This window comes from Actinokineospora terrae (genome assembly GCF_900111175.1).
Lineage (GTDB): Bacteria > Actinomycetota > Actinomycetes > Mycobacteriales > Pseudonocardiaceae > Actinokineospora > Actinokineospora terrae.
In genome coordinates this window covers 46,022-66,445 of sequence record NZ_FOGI01000002.1, presented here as the reverse complement: position 1 = coordinate 66,445, position 20,424 = coordinate 46,022, and the positions used below count along the sequence as shown (strand labels likewise).

Below are 20,424 nucleotides of genomic sequence, written 5' to 3'. Positions count from 1 at the left end.
GCTGGAGGGGGCTCGGGGTGGCGTCATCGACCCGCTCCCGGTCCCGTGTCGTCGTGGCCGGTGGTCGGACCGGTCGGGGCGAGTGTGTCGGGACGGTGATCACCGCGAATGCCCGCGGTCACCGCCGCCAACCACTCCGCGAACGGCCCCGACAGGCCGCCGCGCGGGAGAAAGCCGCCGAGGCGAACGTGGTGATCGGCCAGCAACGCCCACCCCGTGTCGGTGAGTTCGACCCGGACGAGTCGGCGATCACGGTCGTCGCGGACCCGCTGGAGGAGACCGGTCGCGGTGAGACGGGCGATCAGGGAGGTGGCCGAGGACGTGGTCAGGCACAGCCTGGCGGCCACCAGGCTCGGCGTCGGGTACCGGTTCTCGGTGCGGTGGTGGCAGCCCACGACGATCACCGCGCGCAGGTCGATCGGGTGCAGGTCGCGGGCCGCGGCGTACCACTCGTCGAACTGCCGGAGGGCGACCTGCAGGTCCACCACCGCCGCCACCACGGCGGTGTTGACGCCCGCGTCGGGATCGGTACCGCACGCCGTGGGCACGGGCGTGGTTGTGGTGTCGTGGGCGCGCACGGGCGACTGTGTGGTCATGGCGATCGGGAATCCCTCTAGTCCTGTGTGGACTTGCGGTGGGTGTCGAGTGTGTCGATCAGGTCCTGGGCCAGTCGCGCCCCGGAGGGGGATCCGGCCGCGGACATGTCGCTCAGGGCGGCGCGGGCCAGCACGAGCGCGTCCCGGAGGGAGCCGGTGGCCTGATGGGCGCGAGCGAGGGCGAGCCCGGCGCGGCCCCGGTTGTAGGTCTCGTCGCTCGGGTGCTCGGAGAGCAGGGTGTGCGCCTCGGTGAGCGGGGGGATGGCCTCGGCGGCGTGCCCGCTGTCCAGGCGCAGGGTCCCGAGCTCGGTGAGCGCCAACGCGCGGGCGCGGGGCCGCCCGAGGCCGCGGTGCAGATCGGCGACCTGGATGAACAGGGCGTCGGCCTCGGCGGTCCGGCGCCGGGCGAGGTGCAGGTGCGCGCGGGCCTTGAGCGCTTTCGCCCGCATCAGGTCGCCCCCGTCGATATCGGCCAGGGCGGCCAGTTCGTCGCACAGGCCCTGGGCGCCGGGGAGGGCATCGGACTTGATGGCGGTGCGGACCGCGTCGGCGAGCGTGCCCGCCAGCAGGTCGCGATCACCGAGTTCGCGCGCGGCCGATAGCGCCAGCGCGCTCACCTCGGCCGCGGCGGTGTGGTCCTTGTGCAGGAGCAGGGCAGTGCGCAGCGCGTGGACCATCAACACCACCGCCCGGTGGCGCCCGCGGGCGGCGGTGGCGCGCACGGTGGCCACCAGGCCGGGCTTCTCGACGTCGAACCAGAGCAGCGCTTCGGCCCGGTCCCCGGGAACCAAGGCCCCGGTGGCCGACTCGTCCGGGGCGGGAAGGTCGGTGTCGCCGAGCGGGGGCAACGTCCGGGCGGGCATCAGCAGGGCCGCGAGCGCGCGCAATCGCGCGAGTCGGTGTGCCGCGACGCGGTCGTCGACACCGTCGGCGTCCGGGCTGCCGATCCCCACGGCGACCTCGGTGACCACGTCATGGAACCGGAGGTGGCCGTGGTCGTCGGCGGGCGCCAGGAGGTTGGCCTGCACCACCATCTCCACGGCCAGGTCGAGGGCTTGGGGGGCGAGTCGGGTCACGGCGCGGGCGAGGTCGGGGGAGATCGGTCCCGGGACGCGCGCGAGGTCGACCACGACGGCGCGGGCCACCGGGTTGAGCGCGTCGATGGCCTCGCGCACCGCCTCCCGGGTCGGGACCAGGGCGGGCGGGGTGTCGGGCATCGGGTCCTCCTGGGAGTGGCGACGGATGGCGGGATCACCGGTGGTGTCGGGAACGGCGGTCACGCCGGTGGCGGCGCGCGCGGCGGTCACGGCCACGGCGAGCGGGATCCCCGCGCAGTGGGCGTGCAGCCGCGCCGCCAGGTTTGGCGAGGGTGCGTGCAGGTGGTGGGCCAGTAGTTGCGCGGTGGCGGGCAAGCCGAAGGGCGGCACGACGAGTGCGCGCGCGCCGACACGGGCGACCAACTCGACATGGGGTGTCCGGCTGGTGATCAGCACGACGCTGCCCGGCCCGGTGGGCAGCAGCGGCACCACCTGGGCCGCGGTGGCGGGGGACTCCAGCAACAGCCCCAGTTGGCGTGGCGCGGTCATCGACCGCCACAACGCGAGCCGCTCCCGCCCGTCGTCGGGAACCAGATCGGGTGCGACGCCGAGCGCGCGCAGGAACGAACCGAGTACCTCGACCGGGTCGGCGACGAGGGGATGGGTGAGATCGGCCCACAACAGCCCGTCCGGGAGCCGGTGCTCGTGGTGGTGCAGCGCGGTGACCGCGACCGTGGTCTTGCCGATCCCGCCGGGCCCGTGCAGCACCAGCACCGTCGACCCGGTGGTGCCGGCGTTGAGCCGATCGGCGATGTCGGCCAGGACCTCGTCGCGGTCGACCACCAGACCGGCCGGGGGGATCTGCCGGGGCCGCACAGGCAACCCGGTCGATCCGGGCAGGTGCAGGGTCACATCGCCGTGGATCTGTCCGGCCTGCACCAGATGCCCGCCCACCCGCCCGGAGACGGCGTTGCCCGTCCCGTGCCCGGTCACCGCGTCACCGCCTCGACGCCGCCGGAGGGGCCACCGCCGCGCCGGCGGTGCAGCTCTCGCAGCTTGCGGTCGAGAAGTGCGTCGAGGTCGGCGATGGTGCGGCGCTCCAGCAGCATCTGCCACGGGGTCTTGTCGATGCGCGGTCTGCCCTGTTCGAGCGGTGCGGGCGCGGGGGTGCCGATCCCGGCCCGGGCCGCGTCCGCGCCATGCTGGGGGCATCGCCACCGCGCGGGGAGTTCGCCGACGGATAGGTCCGCGGCCAGGGGCCGGGTGAAGGAATGACCCAGCGGGCACAAGAACTCGTGGTCACGGCGCGGCGCCTGATCATCAGACGCGCGGTCGATATCCCCCGGTCCCAGCGCTGTCGAGCCGTTGCGGGAGCTGGCCAACCGTCCGGAGACGTACATCAGGCCACCCCCACCATGTGGGACGCAGGCGTGTGTCGGGGGCGGCTCATGCCGGGACCACCGGCTCGGCCGCGGCCGGTGCGGGCAGGTAGGGGGTGCCGGTGGCGGCGGCACAGCGGTGCCGCTCGGCGAGTCGAGCGTGGTGTCCGCCGGGGTCGGCTTGTCGGGCCAGGGCGGTGTGGATGTCGGCGGCGACGGTGTGCGCGTGGTGGTGCTGGGGGTCGGTGTGGATGTCGGCGCAGTCGCGTGCGCGCAGCACGGTGATCGCCGCTCCGGCGGCGGCCGCCGCGATGTCCGGTTCGCCGCGGGCCAGCCGCACGATCGCGGTGCTCACGTGCACGGGGAACAGCGTCCGCGGCTGCCGCTTGCCGACCGCCGCTATCGCTGTGGCGGCGTCGAGCCAGGTGACCGCGTCATCGAGGTCGCCGCCACGGGCGCAGGCCTGGGCCATCAGGCACAGCACCCTCGTCCGCCGGGCGGCGCGGTTCTTGTGGTGGGCGCCGCCGGTGCGCCCCCGGGCCGGGCTGGCCTCGTCGCGGTCCTGCGCGGACAACGCCTCGCCGAGGTCGGCGCGTGCCGCGGCCGGGTCGCCCAAGTCGAGGTGCGCGGCCGCGCTGTGTGTCAGTGCCTCGACCTGGGTCGTGTCCTCGCGCAGCGCCCGGGCGCGCCGCAGGGTGTCGGCGCACACCACGAGCGCGGACCCGGGCTCGCCGAACTCGATCAGCGCGTGGGTCAACCGCCTGCCCAGGACCATCGCCCGCTGCCGGCCGTCCTCGTCGTCGGGCAGCAGCGGCACGGCCAGGTCGTGCACGCGTCGACACAGGCCGGTATCGCCCAGGTGCAGCAGCGCCGTCCCGGCCTCCGCGACCACCAGCAGCCGCTCGGCGTCGCCCGCCCGCGCCCACCGCTCGACCGCGCACCCCAGCTCGTCGCGGTGGGCGCGCACCCACGCACAGGCCCCGCGGTGGGTGGCGAACCGCCGCGGCGCCTCGCCGCGCAGCCTCGCGTAGCGGGGATGCACCCGTACCGCCGTGGGCGCCAACACCCACTCGGCACGGATGAGGTCGTCGATCAGCAGGTCGTCGGCGGGCACGGCGTGGGCGGGTGGCTCGCCGGTGGGCAGGCGGGTGTCCGTCATGTCGATGGCCTTCCGGGGAGAACGGGGGATGGTCAGAAGGTGGTGGCCAGCAGCGGCTCGGCCGGGGCGGTGCGCGCGTCGACGACCGCGACGACCGACCACTTCGACACCTGGGTGCGGTCGCGGTCGAGGAACCGGACGGTGCCGCGGGCCAGGTGTCCCAGCGGGATCCGGGTGGCGCGGTCGGGCGCGAGCAGGTCCACCCGGGTGTGCTCCCCGGTGCCGTCGGGTGGGACGCCGTCCACGACCAGCCCACCGCTCGCGTCGGTGACCACCGGCAGCGGTTGCCCGAGGGCGGTGACCGCGCTCCACCCGTCGGGCACCGTGTCCGCGGCCAGGACGCCACCCGCACCGACGACTCCGGCCCACCACCCTCTGCTGGTCACCACGTCCCCGACCCGGTCGTCGAGCACCCGAGCGGGGTCGTCGCCGGCCGGGCGGACGGGGCGCACGACAGGGTCGTCGAGTCCCGCCGCCACAGGCAGCAGAGATCCATCGGCGGTCGCGGCGAAGGTCGTGGCCGCGCCGGCGCCCGCGGGCTGCGGCACCCAGGCCACCGGGTCACCGACGGCGCCGCCGGTCAGCGACATGTCGATCAACGGACTCGCCAACCGGGCCGTGCCCCCGGGTGCGGCGAGGGCGAACGCGGGGACCAGCGGCGCGGACAGGACGGGGTCGCCGGTATCGGGACGCGCGTCGACGAACCCGATCGCCTCCGGAGCGCTGCCCGCGGGGAACTGCTGCAGAGCGCGCAGATGCAGGCGGGTGTCCGGTGCGGCGGGCATGGCGGCGACGGTCGAGGTCAGGTAGGCGACCGTCTCGCCGCCGCCGACCCTCGGGGCGACCAGCACCACCACGGTGAGCCCCACCTGCCCGGGTGGGCCGGTAGCGGCGAACACGCCGGTCAGCGGCGCACCGGGCGGGGGCTGGTCTCTGCTGTCACCGGTGGCCCACCAGGCCCGCGCGGCCGCGACCAGCAGCGCGTCGTCGTGGACCAGGGAACCGCGCGCGCACCACCGCGCCACCGACCCGGCCGGTGCGGGGGTCGACGGGCAGGCGGGATTGACGCCCACGTTGACGGCGGGCTCGGGGGGCGGGCCGGTCGCGGTCGTCACCAGCACCACACCGGCGAGCGTCGCCAGCACCACGGCCGCCACCAACAGGTTCCCGCCGCGTACACGGCGGGGCGGTGGGTGTCCGAACATCGGGTTGCCTCCACACAGGACAGTCGACAGTCGATCAAGGACAGGAATCGCTGTGGTGCGCGCGGATCTGGGTGCCCCGCCGCGCCCCGGTCGGGGGCACGGTGCGCGGCGGGACGGTCAGAGGGTGATCAGCCCGCCAAGCCGACGTCGGCGCGGTGGGTGGGCTTGGGCAGCGGCCCGGTGGTGGTGATCGGCGCGTACGGGGAGGTGATCGCCCCGCCCTGGGCCGGGGTCAGCGGGAGCGTGGTGTCGAGCCGTCCGGCCATCACGTCGTAGATCCACCGACGGTGCTGCGGGTCGGCGATGGAGGTGTAGACGGCCGGGTACTGCCCGCAGTCGCCCGCCGTCCGGCTGCTCACGCCGACCACGGCCCACCTGCGGGTGCCCGCGATCTTGGTCAGCAGCGGGCCGCCGCTGTCGCCGTTGCACACCCCCGCCGTGCCATGCGGATTGAGTACGCACAGGTCCAGCGCGGTGATCGCAGAGTCGCGGCACCGCCTCGCGGCGACCACCGTGCTGTCGAGCTCCTGCACGAAACGAGGCAACGTGCCCGACGCGTCCGGGCTCGTGAGCCCGAACCCGAGCAACCTCACCCTCTCGCCCACCGCAGGGACCTTGGCCGCGATCTCGAACGGCGCGAACTCCTGCTGCTCGACCTGCGCGAGCAGCACGTCCTCGGCGGGACCGTCACCGGAAGCCCAATCCCAACCCGGGTGCACGACGAAACGCCTCACCGGCAGCACCACGCCGCGAGTGCGGTCATGGGACCCCACCCGGACCGAGAACTGCTTGGCCGCGGTCGGGATCGGCGCCGCCCGCTCGTCCAGCGTGCCGAACATCGACCCCGTCGCGGCCGGGGCGAGAGCGGGGATGTTGGTCGCGCAGTGCGCGGCGAGCACCACCCACCCACGCTCGATCATCGACGCGGTACAAGTGGTCCACCCCAACCGCCCATAGGCGGGGGCGTCGTACTGCAGCGAGGCGATGCCCTCGTAGACCTGGGAAGCCGGGTGGCCACCGACCACCTGGATGCTCACGTCACCATCGGGCGAGGTGCTCTGCGCCGCTGCGGGAGACGCGCCCGGGCCCGCGACCAGGGCCGGGGCGATAAGGACGGCGGCGGCTCGGGCCGCTCGTCGGAGGGGTATCAAGGGTGCCTTTCCTTCTGTTAGGTGTGCCTTCGGAATCCACACGGATGCTGGTGCAGAACCTGTCCCGCGACCGCGTGGGGCATGGGGAACGGGCGCGGTCACTCCGCTGGGCTGCCGCGCTCCTGTGGGTCGGAGCGGTGACGAGCGCCTCGGCGAGCCGGTGCCGCGCGCGGACCGAGATCCGCACCAGTAGCTGGTGCGCACCAGCAGAGCGGCGCTGGTGCCCAGCGGCGCCAACAGCCCGACGGCCGCCCCTGTCGCCGCAATCGCGTCGGCCATGTGCCTCGCATCGTGGTGCAGGCGAGCCAATGACCCGGCGAGCTCCGCCTCGGCCAACGCGTCGCCCACGGCGCGGGCCAGCTCGATCCCCGGCTCCACAGGCCGAGAGCCTCATCGAGTCTGCCGAGGCGCGCGGTGACCCCGGCCTGGCCGTCCAGCAGCCGCCACTGCTCACCCGGTTGGTCCCCGACCACTGTGGTGATCTCGGCGCCCGAGAGGATCCCCATGGCCTGGGCCGCGGTGGACACGGGCAGGGAGCAGTGAGCGCATTCATTGGTCCTTGTGGGTTGTCCAGGCCAGCAGTCCTGCGAACACGGCCAGAGGCAGCAGCACCAGGAGGACGGTGTTCAGGGTGGTCATGTGACTTTCGTGCCTGTGGTCATGGCCTAGGGAGTCCATAGACCGGAGGACACCCGCACGAGCGCGGGAGCGAAGCGTTCTCCGGGCTCCGGCAGCGCCAGGAGCTCTTGGACGATGACGGCCAGGCCGCCTCGGTCGTGCTCCAAACGGTGCCTCCGCCGAACTTCTCGGCCAGGATGCGAGCGCTGGCACTTCCGTGCGGCTGTAGATCCACAGGGCATCCGTGTAGCGCTGAAGGTGGCGGGTGCCCACCAGGCCAACCAGCGCTCCGGCTTGGTCCACCATTGGTCGGAAGCCCCACTCGGTCGGCCGGGCAAGTGCCAGGTAGTACAGCTCGGGATATCTCAGCAGTCCATCTGCAACGGTGATGCCCAGTCCGGACATGGGGTGGCTCCTGCAAGGTCGGGTGGCAGGTGGACGAAATCCGGCATCAGGTCCCAAACACAGGCTCCGGGGCGGTGGCTCGGGCGCTCCTGCGGCAAGGGCTGGCTGGTGTCGGGTGTCTTCGTTCTGACCATTGCTGGTTGCGTGGGCGAGGTACAGCGCACTTCAGCAGCACTCCTGCGACACGCGCTATGCACAGCCGCTCATGACCTGCGTGAACGACTGGCCACTGACCGTGTGGGACACTGGGCATATGGCACCGCCCCGTTCCCCTCTGGCCCGGCTGCGTAAGGCAGCGGGTTACACCCAGGAGAGCTTGGCCGCGCAACTCCACGTTGACCGCATGACCGTCTACCGCTGGGAAGCCGGACGAAACGAGCCGCAGCCGTACTTGTGGCCGAAGCTGGCCATGCTCCTCGGTATCAACCGGAGCGAGCTGCAAGGGCTGTTCCCGTCGTCTCCAACCAGCAGCGCTCCGCCGCTTGAGACTCTGCCATCCCAGGCACCTCTGGTCCTATCAGCGCTGCGCCGGATGCTGGCAGGCGGCCAGGCCGACACCATCTCGCCTGGGGTGGCCGTGACGCCGCTGGTCAAAAGGGTTCATCAGCTCTACCAGCACGCCGACTATGAGGCCAGCGCCCGGCTCTTGCCCCAGCTCCTGCTCCAGCTCGACAACCAGGCTCCCAGTCGTACCGCGGCCGTATGGACCGCCAGCGGCTACATCGCGGCTGCCAAGCTGGCCACCAAGCTCGGGGATGTCCAGGCGGCATGGGTAACGGCCGATCGAGCACAGCGTGCTGCCCGGGAAGCCGAAGCCCCGGCCCTGATCGCCGCGGCTCGCTACCAGGTGGCCTGTGCCCACCTGCGGAGCGGTCATCTCACCGATGCCCAGGACACAGCCGCTGCCGCTTTGGACGAATTGGCTACCGCAGTGCAAAAAGAAGACGGTCGGCTGATCCTCTCGGCTCGCGGTGCGCTTCTGCTGCTGTCAGCGGTCATGGCCGCCCGCAGCAACGAACACCACAGCGCTCGGCAGCTTCTCAGTCAGGCCCACCAGCTGGCGGACGATCTCGGCGGTGAAGGCAACTGGCTATGGACGGGCTTCGGCCACACCAACGTGGCCATCCACGAGCTGTCCGTGGCCGTGCAACTCAGGGACAACGACCAAGCTCAGCAGCTCGGCGCAGCACTGGACACCGACCGCTTGCCCGTGGTTCTCATCGGCCGCCGCTCCCAGGTACACCTGGATCTCAGCCGGGCCGCTACCGACAGACAGGACGACAGCGTGGCCGTACTCCACCTGCTCGAAGCGGAACGGGTCGCGAAGCAAGCCGTCTCCCGTAACGTAGGCGCCCACGAGGTCATCCGAACGCTACTCGGGCGGGAACAGCGCCACAGCACTCCGGGCCTGCGGGCACTGGCCCAGCGGGCTGGCATCCATGTCTGACCCGGTGCTGTACCTGATCGGCTGCGCCGCACCGCCGGTCCGCGACCTGAGCAGCCTCGTTGCAGTCGTTCAGCCTCGTGGCTGGCAAATCTGCGTCATCCCCACACCAACGGCATCCAAATGGATCGACCTGACAGCCCTAACTGCACAAACCGGCTTCCCTGTGCAAAGCACCCCACGCCACCCTGATGACTCCCGCTCTCTCCCAAAGGCCGACGCCCTTCTGGTCTGCCCTGCGACCTTCAACACCGTGAACAAGTGGGCGGCAGGCATCTCGGACAACTTCGCGCTGGGAGTGCTCAACGAGGCCATTGGACTCCGGCTCTCCACCTACGTTGCGCCTTACGTCAAGCCGACCCTGGCTGCTCATCCAGCCTTCGAGGAGAGCCTGGGCAAGTTGGAGCGTTGGGGTGTGACGGTACTGGCGAACGAGTTGGTGCGGCCGGAGGGCAAAGAAGAAAGGTTTTTGTGGGAACAAGTGGCCAGTGCATTGAACTTCTTACTTTAGAGAAATGGTCGTGTCTAACTGAATAGGTGGCTTTGCAATTGGTTTAATTGGCTCGACTAGCCTTACGGGTTACTGTAAACGAGCCTGAGACTTGCCGCACATCGACCGCCGGTGGATTAAGTGTCGCGAAGGCTGGGGTGCTCTTGACTCTTGCTTGCAAGCGCCCGATTCGTGTGCGTACATTCCCCGTCTTGGTTGTAGGTGGTGCAGTGGCTTGTCAGGGGTGCGACCAGTCCTACTCGGTGACGCCCGCGAACTGCCGCCTTTTCAGGTGGTGGTGCGGAGTGGGTAGAGTTCATGCTATCGCACCGCCTTGTGTTCGCTGGCGGTGGAAGGGGCCGTGATGGGATGGCGCGAGAGTGCGTGTCCGGATTGGTTCCGCGCTGGCTCCGTAGCCCTAGTCGCCCGCCGCGCAGCATGCCCCGGTGCAGCTGGGGCATGTGGTCGACAGGCAGGCAGGTGGGGTGGTCGAGGAGCTCCCGGTCCGAGCGGTCGCGGCTCTGCAATGCCGACAGTGTGATCGCCACGTATTCGACAGAGCGCGTCAGCGGGCCCGCCTTGTCCTGCTCCAGCGACAGCGGCGCCACACTGCTTGGGGTCACCAGGCCGGACATGTGCCCGCTCCCCTGCTGGCTGCGGCCGGGTAGACGATCGAGCCGTGAGTCTCGATGCTGATCGCTACTTATGCCAGCGAAGCCGTCACAGCCGCGCCCGATCCCGACGACCCGCACGGTTGCGGTCGAACACATGGGGGTTGTTGGTCTGGCCGACGACGCCGGACCGGCTCTACGCGCAGTGCGTGCAGTGGAGGTTGTTTCACTCGGACAGGTTGGCCATATCCAGCAACACGGCACCCGCGTCGCTTGGCCGTTCACCAGAGTGGCGTCGGCGGGCGCGCAGCCCGCCAGCGCCTGGATCCTGCGGTCGTGCGCAGGCCGCGGGTGTCGATGTTGTCGTTAAGCAGCAGAGGTCCGTGACCCCTGCCCGGCCCGGCGCCTGCAGTATACAGACGCGCCATGACGCGTCGACCCAGACAGCTCCTTGGGGGCTGTTTGCCAGACTGTCGGCGGGCATGGCCCCGCAGCCGATCCACGACGCCGTCCTGCCCGCTCGAAGTGTACGGGCACGAGGTGGTCGCAGTTGGGGAGTCGGCCGCCATGTTGGCGTACTTCGGCGGTGTGCTGACCGTGTTGGTCGCGTTATGGCATGCGGTCGGGGTGGACCTGTGGGCTTTCAACACGGTGTGCCGTGGTTGGTTCGGTAACGCTTGGTGGTGATCACTCGATGGGGTGATCACCACCAGGGACTGCTCACCTGCGGGTTCGGCTGCGGCCACGATGGCTTGCCGCCTTGGGTGTGCTTGTGGGGTGGACTGTGGTGGTGCGATGTCGATGCTCGGCGCGACGTCGCGGAGAGGGGGACGGGTGCGTAGTGCCGGAGAGATCGCGCGGGGGTTGGGTATCGATTCAGCCACCTGTGCCCGGCTGGGTGTCCTGTGGGGGAAGTCCCGTAAGAACGCGGGCGGCACCATGAATCTTGTGGTGTCGCACCTGTTCGACACCGCGGCGGTGGCAGAGTTGATCTGGGACCACTTCCTGGCCTCGTCGACGAAGAGCCTGGTGGATCAGGTCGCCGGTGGGCGTGGGCGCGTGTTCTTCGCTTGGTTGTGTGGCATCCACGACTGCGGGAAGGCGACCCCCGCCTTCCAGGTCCTCGACCCCGAAGGCGCGCTCCGGATGCGGGCATCGGGGTTGTCCTGGTCGGCGGCGGTGAAACCCCGTATGGGGTGGCGTCATGACAAGGCGGGCGCGCGGCTGCTGATCGACAGGTTGACCGAAGCTGGCTGGTCGCAAGGCAGCATCGACTGGATCTGGCCGCTGGTCGGAGGTCATCACGGCATGTTCCCCAGTCACCGTGACATCAGCGGCCGGAGTTCACGGGGGGAAGGACAAGGGCGCGGCCCGGAATGGGTCGCGGTCCAACGCGCGGTGGTGGCGGTGTTCTCCCGCGCTCTCGGATTCGCCGATGTGGCAACGGTGGAACCTGTAGGCACGATGACCCGGGCCGAGCAACTGCACTTGAGCGGGTTGATCGTGATGGCGGACTGGATCGCCAGCGATGAGCGGTTCTTCACTGGTGTCGACGATCTCGACGCCGTCACGATGGACGACGCCAGGGGCCGTGCGGCCAAGGCGTGGAGCGAACTGCGGGTGCGTGGCGGCTGGGGCACGTTGACCGTCGGCGACGGTGATCTTGTCCATGCCCGGTTCGGGCGACCGGCCAGACCGTTCCAGACCGATGTCATCGAGCAGGCCCGCAGGATGGCCGCACCCGGTTTGCTCATCATCGAGGCACCGATGGGGGAGGGCAAGACGGAGGCGGCGCTGACGGCGGCGGAGATCCTGGCCGCGCGGTTCGGTGCCGACGGGGTGTTCGTGGGTATGCCGACGCAGGCCACCTGCGACCCGATGTTCTCCCGGGTCCGTGAGTGGGTGGCGAAGGTCGCGCCCGGGCTGCAGGACCATGTCATGTTGCTGCACGGCAAGCGCGACTTCAACCCCGAGTGGAAGAAGATGATCAGCCCCGCCGAGAACGAGGACGGCGACTGGTTCGGTGGTGTCGGGGAGGATCAGTACGGGATATCGCATGACGGGTGCGGTTGCGCCGGTGAGGACATCGACGGCGCTGGCCCGTCGGAGTGGTTGCTGGGCAGGCTGCGTGGTCTGCTGGCGCCGGTGGTTGTCGGCACCATAGATCAACTGCTGCACGCCGCCACCCGTACCCGACACGTGATGCTGCGGATGGCCGGTCTGGTCGGCAAGGTGGTGATCCTGGACGAGGTCCACGCCGCCGACGTCTACATGTCCCAGTTCCTCCACGAGGCTCTGCGCTGGCTGGGTCAGGCGCGGGTGCCCGTCATCCTACTGTCGGCCACCCTGCCCCAACACCAACGACAGGAGTTGGCGCGGGCCTACCTGACCGGCGCCGGTGGCGGACAGGGTATCGAGCCAGTCGGGTCGCCCGGAGCGGACGGCTACCCCAACATCGCCACGGCCTACGTGTCCGATGGGAAACCACACCTCCAGAACACGCCATCGCAGGGCTGGCGCGCATCCCGCCCTGTCCACATCGAGACGCTGGGCGAACCAGAAGCCGACAACGGTCATTTCGACGAACTCACCGCGTTGTTGCGGCAACGACTCTCCGACGGAGGCTGCGCGCTCGTCATCCGCAACGACGTGCAACGCGCCCAGGACACCTACCAGTGGCTCACAGAGCACATCGCCAACGTCGATGTCCGACTGCTGCACGGCAGGCTCGCCGTCGAACCACGCGCGACCCGCACCCAGCAGTGCCTGCAACTGCTGGGTGCACCGCATCGCGACCGGCCGCCAAGACCACATCGGATGATCCTGGTCGCCACCCAACTCGCCGAGCAGTCCTTCGACGTCGATGCCGACCTGCTGGTATCCGACCTCGCTCCCATCGACCTGCTGCTGCAGCGGATCGGCCGACTCCACCGACACGACCGCGGCCGGCGGCCACTGTCGCTGCGAACCCCGACCGCCGTGATCACCGGGTTCACCGTCGCGGACGGAGCGGCCCCGGAGTTCCTCGGCAGCAGTGAGTTCATCTACGGTCGCCACCTGCTGCTGCGCACCGCGGACCTCGTCCTGCGCGCCGAAGTCGACGGCTGGTCGGTGCCCGCCGACGTCCCCACACTGGTCGACAAGGTGTACTCCGGCACCGACGAAACCCGCACCCCGTGGCCGAAGGACGAACTGGCCGCCAAGACGATCTGGGAAGACCGCGAAACCACCCGCGCCGAGACCGCCGCGAACTACCTGCTCTCCGCACCCGGACAGTGGAGCGTCCCCACACTGGCCGGACTGCACTACGCCCCCGTGCGCGGAACCCAGGAACAGACGGAACTTGATGCCCTCGTGCGCGACGGCGAGGAGTCCATCGAGGTCGTCCTTCTACGGCACGGCACACGCGGATACAGCACCTACCGCGGCAAACGACTCGGTTCCCACGGTGAACTCGGCCCCGACCTGCTCGAGGACGTTCTCGCCGGGACCGTGCGACTGCCCGCGAGCCTGACCAGCGCGGCGTTGCGCGAGCTGAGGCCGTTGCCGGAGTGGAGCCGTCACCCCTGGCTCAAACACACCCTCGTCCTGCTCCTGCCCGACGGTGGGGACCCGGTGAGCCTTGGGGATCGGCTCGTCTCCTACCGCCGTGACCTCGGTTTGGTGGTGCGGCGATCGGAAAAGGGAGGCTGGCACGGGTGAACCCCGCTCGCGCGGGGACGACTACAGGACGAGCAGGAACAACGGGTCCCCCCTGGTGTCAGGGACAACCGTGCCAGCTCGAACGTCGCCGAGGACGGCGCGGTGCTGGACGGCATGAAGCGTTGGACGATGGAGAGAATGGTGACGATGAACCTTCTGGATGACCCGTGGATCCCGGTTCAGTTGGGTGATTCTCACATCGAGGTCTCGGGGCGGGACGCGATCCTGCGTTCGAACGAGATCGCGCAGCTGACCGTGACGGCGCCGACCATGATGGCGGTGATCCTTCGGCAGTTCCTGCTGCCGGTGGTCATGGACGCGCTGGGAGTGCCGCAGTCGGCGCGCGAATGGCCGCGCTGGATGCGGTTGTTCACCGACGGCTCGCTGTCTTCACAGGACGGTATCTCCGGGCGAACGGACGGGAATGAGTGGAGCGCGCGGAAGCGCCAGGAGTTGGCGGACTACTTCGCCGAACATCACGACTCTTTCGAGCTGTTCCACCCCGAGCGTCCCTTCGCCCAGGTCGCCGACCTGCGGACGACCAACAACGACACCAAGTCGACGTCGTTGCTGATCCCGTCGGTCGCGTCGGGCAACAACGTGCCGTTGTTCTCCACTCGCCTGGGTGACGCGCCGTGGCCGCTGACACCGGCGGAGGCGGCACGGTGGCTGCTGCACGCGCAGTGCTGGGACACCGCGGCGATCAAGACCGGAGTCGTGGGGGACAAGCAGGCCAAGAACGGCAAGACGACAGGGAATCCGACCGGTCCGCTGGGGCAGTTGGGGATGGTCATCCCGGTCGGCCGGACCCTGGCCGAGACCTTGGTGCTCAACCTGCCGATCGTCGCTGATGGGCTGCCTGAGTCGGACAGACCTCAGTGGCGTCGCGGCCCGTGGACCCCGGTCTGGGCTCCCGGCCGGGCGATGGGCCGTCTGGAGTTGCTGACCTGGCAATCCCGGCGGATCCGGTTGCACACCGCTGGCACGCCGGACGGGGTGCGGGTGACGTCAGTGGTGCTCTCGGCGGGGGACCGGCTGATCGAGACACCGCTGCACGAGCCGCACACGGTGTGGAACGTCGACCCCAAACCCAAAGCCGGTGTGCCCCCGGTACGACCCCGTCGCCACTCCTCCGGACGTGCTGCCTGGCGCGGCTTGGACGCGCTGCTGGCCTTGGGCGAGGGCACCGGCAAGGTGCGGACCAGCCGCCAACTCGAGGATCTGGCGGAGGTGCTCGACCAGGACTTCCCGTTGCAGGTCTTCACCGTCGGTGTCGAGTACGGCAACCAGTCGGCGGTGGTGGAGAACGTCATCGCCGACTCCCTCCCGCTGCCCGTCGCCGCCCTGCGCGAGGTGGCCGTCCGCGACGCGTTGATCCAGATCGCCGAACAGGCCGACGATGTCGCCAAAGCCGTCAACCTGCTCTCCGCCGACCTGAGGCGTGCCGCGGGATGCGAGCCGCTGCCCTGGGACAAGGGACAGCGCCCTGGCGACCGCCTACTGCACGCACTGGACCCCAGCACGCGCCGTGTGCTGGGGAAACTGCGGACCCGCAGCGACCCCGACGCCGTGACCGCTGTGCACACGGCATGGGAGCAGGTGGCCCGGCGGACCGCGTTCGAGATCGCCGAACCGCTGTTGTGCGACGCGTCCCCCCGCCAGTTCGCCGGCGTGGAAACCGAGCACAACAAGAAGAAGATCACGCACTGCTCACCCAGAGCCGAGTTGTCGTTCCACAAGCGCATCCGGGACGCCCTGCCGCTGGCCGCGGCAATCAACCGTCGTGATCCTGATCAGGAGGTATGACCATGCCTGACCCCGGCAGGCGGGGCAAGTGGTACTGGGAGAAGTACATCGACGATGAAGGTCGGTGGGTCGAGGCGAACAAGTCACCGTCCGGGCAGCACCTGGCCGCGATGCGACGCGGACTGGGCAAGCCACCAGGGTCGGTACCGCAGATGTGGCCGTTGTATGAGGCCGTCGTCTCCCACGAGGGATCGCCCAGGCTGGCTGCCGAGCACGCTGCGTTGTGCCTGTTCGGGTTGCACCAGCAGTCGCAACGCACCCCCATGCACACGCCGGGCGTCGGGTTGGGTGCGGCACTGCGCCGGTTGAGCAGGCTGGACAACGTCAGCGAGGAGGCCGTGACGCGACGGTTCAACGCCGCGGCGACCGCCACCAGCTTCGACGAACTAGTCGAGCACCTGCGTCGACTCGTTACCCAGTTGCGGTCGAAAGCGATCCCGCTGGACTACACCCGGCTTCATCGCGACCTGCTCGCTTGGTCAACACCCGACGGGCAGGCACGAGCACGTCGGCGGTGGGGGATGCAATACCACGCCTGGCATGCCACGACCGTCGACACCCCCGCTACCTGACTGACCCCGTTTACCACCTACCTCACCCCTGTTGGAGTATCACTGTGTCCGTACGCCGCTACCTCGACGTCCACGTGCTGCAGACCGTCCCACCGTCCAATGTGAACAGAGACGACGCGGGCAGCCCCAAGCAGGCCATCTACGGCGGGGCCCGCCGGGCCAGGGTGTCCTCGCAGGCGTGGAAGCGAGCCACCCGCACCGCGTTCGCCGAACGCGCCCCCAAGGCAGACCTCGCCACCCGCACGCAGCGGATCTCCGACCTGCTGACCAGGAGACTGGCCACCGCCCATGGCGTTTCGGAGCAGGACGCGGTCAGGATCAGCAACGCTCTGCTCAAGCAGTTGGGCATCAAACCCAGCAAGAACAACGCCGAGAAGACCTCTTACCTGCTGTTCTTCGGCTACTCGCAACTCGACGCCATCGCCGAGGCGGTTGGGGCCCGGGCCGGCGCGTGGACCGCGCTCGACGACGACGCGCTGGGCAAGGCTGTGGAGGAGGTGGATGTCAAGAAGATCCTCGGCAGCGGCCACCCGGTCGACGTGGCGCTGTTCGGGCGCATGGTCGCCGACATTCCCAACCTCAACGTCGACGCCGCCTGCCAGGTGGCCCACGCCCTGTCCACCCACCCGGTGGAGATCGAGTTCGACTACTACACCGCGGTCGACGACGAGAACACCCGCGAGAACACCGGCGCCGGGATGATCGGCACCATCGAGTTCAACTCCGCGACCCTCTACCGCTACGCCACCCTGGGCCTGTCGCAACTGGAGACCAACCTCGGTGGCATCGAGGCCGTCCCGGACGCGGTCGAGCTGTTCGTCGACAGCTTCGCCCGCTCCATACCCTCTGGTCACGCCAACTCCTTCGCCCACCGCACCCTGCCAAGCCTCGTCGCGGTCATCGCCCGGGAGGACCAACCCGTCAACCTGGTCTCCGCCTTCGAGAAGCCGGTGATCTCCCGGGCGGGTGTGCTCGACGAGTCCGCGAGACGTCTGGCCGACGAGCTGACCAACGCCGCCATCAACTGGGGCCAGCGGCCGACCCAGACCCTGGCCTGCTACAACGCCGACCACGAGGATCTGCGTCTCGCCTTCGGCTCCTCGCGGCCATTCCCTGCTCTGCTCGCCGACCTCAAGCGGTTCACCGCCGACTGGCTGACCGGGGACGCCACCCGATGAGCGCCGAGCCTCCCGCGGCCGCCGGGACCGCGGTCCTGCTGCTGCGACTGGCCGCCCCCCTGCAATCCTGGGGCGACAGCAGCGCGTTCAACCGCCGCGACACCGCCGGGCGCCCCACCAAGTCCGGGGTCATCGGTTTGCTCGCCGCCGCCCAGGGCCGCGCCCGCACCGACAGCATCACCGACCTCGGAGAACTCTCGCTGGGCGTCCGCGTCGACCAGCCCGGCACCCTGCTGCGCGACTACCACACCGTCAGCGACTACCGCGGCACCCCGCTGCTCTCGGCGTCACTGACCACCAATGGGGCCCAGAAATCCACCGGGCCCGCCAAACACACCCACATCACCCACCGCTTCTACCTGCAGGACGCCGTGTTCCTCGTCGCCGTGCACGGCCCGCGCGACCTCGTCGGCACCCTGCGCCACGCCCTGGCGCACCCGGCCTTCCCGCTGGCGTTGGGCCGCCGCTCCTGCGTCCCAACCCAACCACTGCTGCTTGACGACGACACCCAACCCACGATCACCGCGGCGTTGACGACCACCGCCTGGCTGGCCTCGGACCACGCCCGGCAACAGGTGACACGCGACGGCGATGCTCCCGCGTTCGTCCACCTCGCCACCACCATCGACGCGCACCGGCCCGACACGGCCGAAGCGGCGGGCACCGCTGGCGACGACGCGACCGGTGACCTCGACATCGCACACGACCAACCCCTGTCGTTCGACCCGCTGCGCCGAGGCCGCGCCACCCGCACGGTGCGCCACGGCTGGGTGCGGATACCCACCGGGTTGGCCGACCCCGAGGACACCCCCGGGTCCGACCACACCGACCACGATCCGTTCGCGCTCCTGGGATGGTGACCAATTGACCTACCTGTCCCGAATCCGACTCAACCCGCTGCGCGCGCGGGGACGCGAGTTCCTGCGCAACCCCCGCACCATGCACGCCGCAATCCTCGGCGGCCTGCCCGAACACGGCGCTGGCGACCGTGTCCTATGGCGCCTGGACACCCGCGAACACCGAGTCGACCTGCTCGTGCTCACCCCGACCCGACCGGACTGGACCCACATCGTCGAACAGGCCGGGTGGCCCCAGGCCGACGGCGAGCACGTCCTGCTCCGCGACTACACCCCCGCACTGGGCCACGTGGCGCACGGCCGTGAGTTCGCCTTCCGGCTCACCGCCAACCCCGTGCAATCCACCATGGCCCCCGACAAACGCACCGACTCCCAACGCGCACGCCACGGCGAGGACCGGCCCACCCGAGGTTTCCGGGTCGGGCACCGCACTCCGGCCCACCAGATCGACTGGCTGCTGCGCCGCACCGAGCACTGGGGCATCACCATCCCCGCCTCCCGCACCGACCCGCCTGCCCCCGGCATGGCCCCCACCCTCGACGGCCCGACCTCGCACGAGGTGCGCATCGTCTCCACCACCCGGCACAGCATCCCCAAGAAGGGCATGACCAAGCCCGTCACCATCCAGGCCGTCTCGTTCGAAGGCCGCCTGGCCGTCACCGACCCGGACAGGCTGCGCACCGCGATGCTCACCGGCATCGGCCCCAGCAAGGCGTACGGGTGCGGCCTGCTCACCCTCGCATCCCTGCCAGGCACTGTCGGTGGGTGACATGTGGTGGCAGGCCCACCCGCACGACCTGCACCGCGTCGTCGACCGCGTGTCCAGCGTCTACGCCGAACGCACCCACGTGGACCGCGACGACAACGCCATCATCCTGATCAACAAGGAACGCACCGTCCGCGTCCCCGCCGCCATGATCGCCGTCCTTTTGCTCGGCCCCGGCACCCGCGTCACCCACGCCGCCATGCGCCTGCTCGGCGACTCCGGCACCGCGGTGTGCTGGGTCGGTCAACACGGTGTGCGCATGTACGCCAGCGGACAAGGCGCCAGCCGCGGCACACACCTGCTCATGCGCCAAGCCTGGCTGGTCACCCGCACCACCGAACGCCTCGGAGTCGCCCGACGCATGTACGACATGCGCTTCCCCGGCGAGGACACCGCCACCCTCACCATGCAACAACTCCGCGGTAGAGAAGGAACCCGAGTCAAGAAGCTCTACCAACACCACTCCCAACGCACCGCAGTCCCCTGGACCCGCCGCGAATACATAGCAGGCGACGCCTTCGCCGCCGGAGACGACATCAACCGCGTCCTGTCCGCAGCCCACTCCGCCCTCTACGGCATCTGCCACGCTGTCATCGTCGGCCTCGGCGCCAGTCCCGGACTCGGCTTCGTCCACACCGGCTCCGCAACTTCGTTCGTGATGGACATCGCCGACCTCTACAAGGCCGAACTCACCATCCCCCTGGCCTTCGACCTCACCGCCCAAGGACTCACCGAGGAACGCGACGCCCGTACCGCCCTCCGCGACCGCATCGTCGAAACCCGGCTACTGCAACGGATCGTGCGCGACATCAAACACCTCCTGCTGCCTGAAGGCGAGGAACCACCCGGCCGCGACCCCCACCAACTCTGGGACGAGGAACTCGGTGCCGTGCCGAGCGGAATCAACTGGTCACCCGCCCACGACACGCCATCAGGCGAACACGTGGTCGTCATCGGCCCGGAGTTCGACGACCCCCCACCCGCGAAGGTGGACTTTTGACCGTCATCATCCTCATCGCTGCCCCCGAAGGACTCCGCGGCCACCTCACACGCTGGATGGTCGAAGTCTCCGCAGGCGTCTTCGTCGGCACCCCCAGCCGCCGCGTCCGAGAACGACTCTGGGAACTGCTCTCCGACCGCATCCGCGACGGACAAGCCGTCATGACCGAACCCGCAGACAACGAACAAGGCTGGACCGTCCGCACCGCAGGCCACGACCGCTGGTACCCCGTCGACTACGACGGCCTCGTCCTCTCCGCCCGCCTCCGCCGCCACACCCCACCAACGACACCATGACAACAACACTGAATCGAAAACGCCGTTTCGCTTCGTAAACCCGCAGGTCACGAAGCCTCGACCCCGCGCAAGCGGGGATCTTCCCTGGGTGGAGTACTCGTCAACGGTGTCGAGTAGCTCGACCCCGCGCAAGCGGGGATCTTCCGCTCCCG

General features: G+C 69.8%; 16 protein-coding genes. 10 read left to right on the top strand and 6 right to left on the bottom strand.

Features of this window, described 5'->3' with window-relative positions; genetic code table 11:
• Positions 1–23: 23 nt before the first annotated feature.
• The 6 genes from BMY07_RS03710 to BMY07_RS34105 all read right to left on the bottom strand — a co-directional run bounded on the left by BMY07_RS03710 (position 24) and on the right by BMY07_RS34105 (position 6,413).
• A complete protein-coding gene (locus BMY07_RS03710) occupies positions 24–596 on the bottom strand; it encodes a MarR family transcriptional regulator (protein WP_092775022.1) in 573 nt (190 codons plus the stop codon).
• Positions 597–613: 17 nt separating this feature from the next.
• Entirely contained in the window at positions 614–2,626 is a 2,013-nt protein-coding gene (locus tag BMY07_RS03705; protein WP_092775021.1) for a tetratricopeptide repeat protein, read from the bottom strand.
• Positions 2,623–3,033, bottom strand: coding sequence for an RNA polymerase-binding protein RbpA (locus BMY07_RS03700; protein WP_092775020.1), 411 nt, complete (start codon positions 3,031–3,033; stop codon positions 2,623–2,625). Before BMY07_RS03700 ends, BMY07_RS03705 begins: the two co-directional genes overlap by 4 nt.
• 46 nt (positions 3,034–3,079) lie before the next feature.
• Positions 3,080–4,171: a hypothetical protein gene (locus BMY07_RS03695; RefSeq protein WP_092775019.1), complete on the bottom strand. Its 1,092-nt coding sequence runs from the start codon at positions 4,169–4,171 to the stop codon at positions 3,080–3,082.
• A gap of 32 nt (positions 4,172–4,203) precedes the next feature.
• Positions 4,204–5,376 carry a hypothetical protein gene (locus BMY07_RS03690; RefSeq protein WP_092775018.1) on the bottom strand — a complete coding sequence of 391 codons (1,173 nt, stop codon included), beginning with the start codon at positions 5,374–5,376 and terminating at the stop codon, positions 4,204–4,206.
• A gap of 128 nt (positions 5,377–5,504) precedes the next feature.
• A complete protein-coding gene (locus tag BMY07_RS34105) occupies positions 5,505–6,413 on the bottom strand; it encodes a S1 family peptidase (RefSeq protein WP_177215424.1) in 909 nt (302 codons plus the stop codon).
• 1,342 nt (positions 6,414–7,755) lie between these two features.
• Between BMY07_RS34105 and BMY07_RS03680 the strand changes: the two genes are divergently transcribed.
• The 10 genes from BMY07_RS03680 to cas2e all read left to right on the top strand — a co-directional run bounded on the left by BMY07_RS03680 (position 7,756) and on the right by cas2e (position 20,272).
• Positions 7,756–8,997, top strand: coding sequence for a helix-turn-helix transcriptional regulator (locus BMY07_RS03680; RefSeq protein WP_143073333.1), 1,242 nt, complete (start codon positions 7,756–7,758; stop codon positions 8,995–8,997).
• Positions 8,990–9,505, top strand: a complete 516-nt coding sequence (locus tag BMY07_RS03675) for a flavoprotein (protein ID WP_245782183.1) — start codon at positions 8,990–8,992, stop codon at positions 9,503–9,505. The genes BMY07_RS03680 and BMY07_RS03675 overlap by 8 nt, the downstream gene beginning before the upstream one ends.
• A gap of 1,424 nt (positions 9,506–10,929) precedes the next feature.
• A complete protein-coding gene (gene cas3 / locus BMY07_RS03670; protein ID WP_425426226.1) occupies positions 10,930–13,797 on the top strand; it encodes a CRISPR-associated helicase Cas3' in 2,868 nt (955 codons plus the stop codon).
• A 147-nt stretch (positions 13,798–13,944) separates the two neighbouring features.
• Complete coding sequence (gene casA, locus BMY07_RS03665; protein ID WP_218150586.1) at positions 13,945–15,603, top strand: type I-E CRISPR-associated protein Cse1/CasA; 1,659 nt, start codon at positions 13,945–13,947, stop codon at positions 15,601–15,603.
• On the top strand, positions 15,600–16,175 hold the full coding sequence (gene casB / locus BMY07_RS03660) for a type I-E CRISPR-associated protein Cse2/CasB (protein WP_092775014.1): 576 nt from the start codon (positions 15,600–15,602) through the stop codon (positions 16,173–16,175). Before casA ends, casB begins: the two co-directional genes overlap by 4 nt.
• A gap of 44 nt (positions 16,176–16,219) precedes the next feature.
• Positions 16,220–17,353: a type I-E CRISPR-associated protein Cas7/Cse4/CasC gene (gene cas7e, locus BMY07_RS03655; RefSeq protein ID WP_092775013.1), complete on the top strand. Its 1,134-nt coding sequence runs from the start codon at positions 16,220–16,222 to the stop codon at positions 17,351–17,353.
• A complete protein-coding gene (cas5e, locus tag BMY07_RS03650) occupies positions 17,350–18,213 on the top strand; it encodes a type I-E CRISPR-associated protein Cas5/CasD (protein WP_092775012.1) in 864 nt (287 codons plus the stop codon). Before cas7e ends, cas5e begins: the two co-directional genes overlap by 4 nt.
• Before the next feature lie 4 nt (positions 18,214–18,217).
• The gene (gene cas6e / locus BMY07_RS03645) at positions 18,218–18,979 is read left to right on the top strand and encodes a type I-E CRISPR-associated protein Cas6/Cse3/CasE (RefSeq protein WP_092775011.1); all 762 of its coding nucleotides are present in this window, start codon (positions 18,218–18,220) and stop codon (positions 18,977–18,979) included.
• A gap of 1 nt (position 18,980) precedes the next feature.
• Positions 18,981–19,976 carry a type I-E CRISPR-associated endonuclease Cas1e gene (gene cas1e, locus BMY07_RS03640; RefSeq protein WP_177215465.1) on the top strand — a complete coding sequence of 332 codons (996 nt, stop codon included), beginning with the start codon at positions 18,981–18,983 and terminating at the stop codon, positions 19,974–19,976.
• Positions 19,973–20,272 carry a type I-E CRISPR-associated endoribonuclease Cas2e gene (gene cas2e / locus BMY07_RS03635; RefSeq protein WP_092775009.1) on the top strand — a complete coding sequence of 100 codons (300 nt, stop codon included), beginning with the start codon at positions 19,973–19,975 and terminating at the stop codon, positions 20,270–20,272. The genes cas1e and cas2e overlap by 4 nt, the downstream gene beginning before the upstream one ends.
• Positions 20,273–20,424 lie beyond the last annotated feature (152 nt).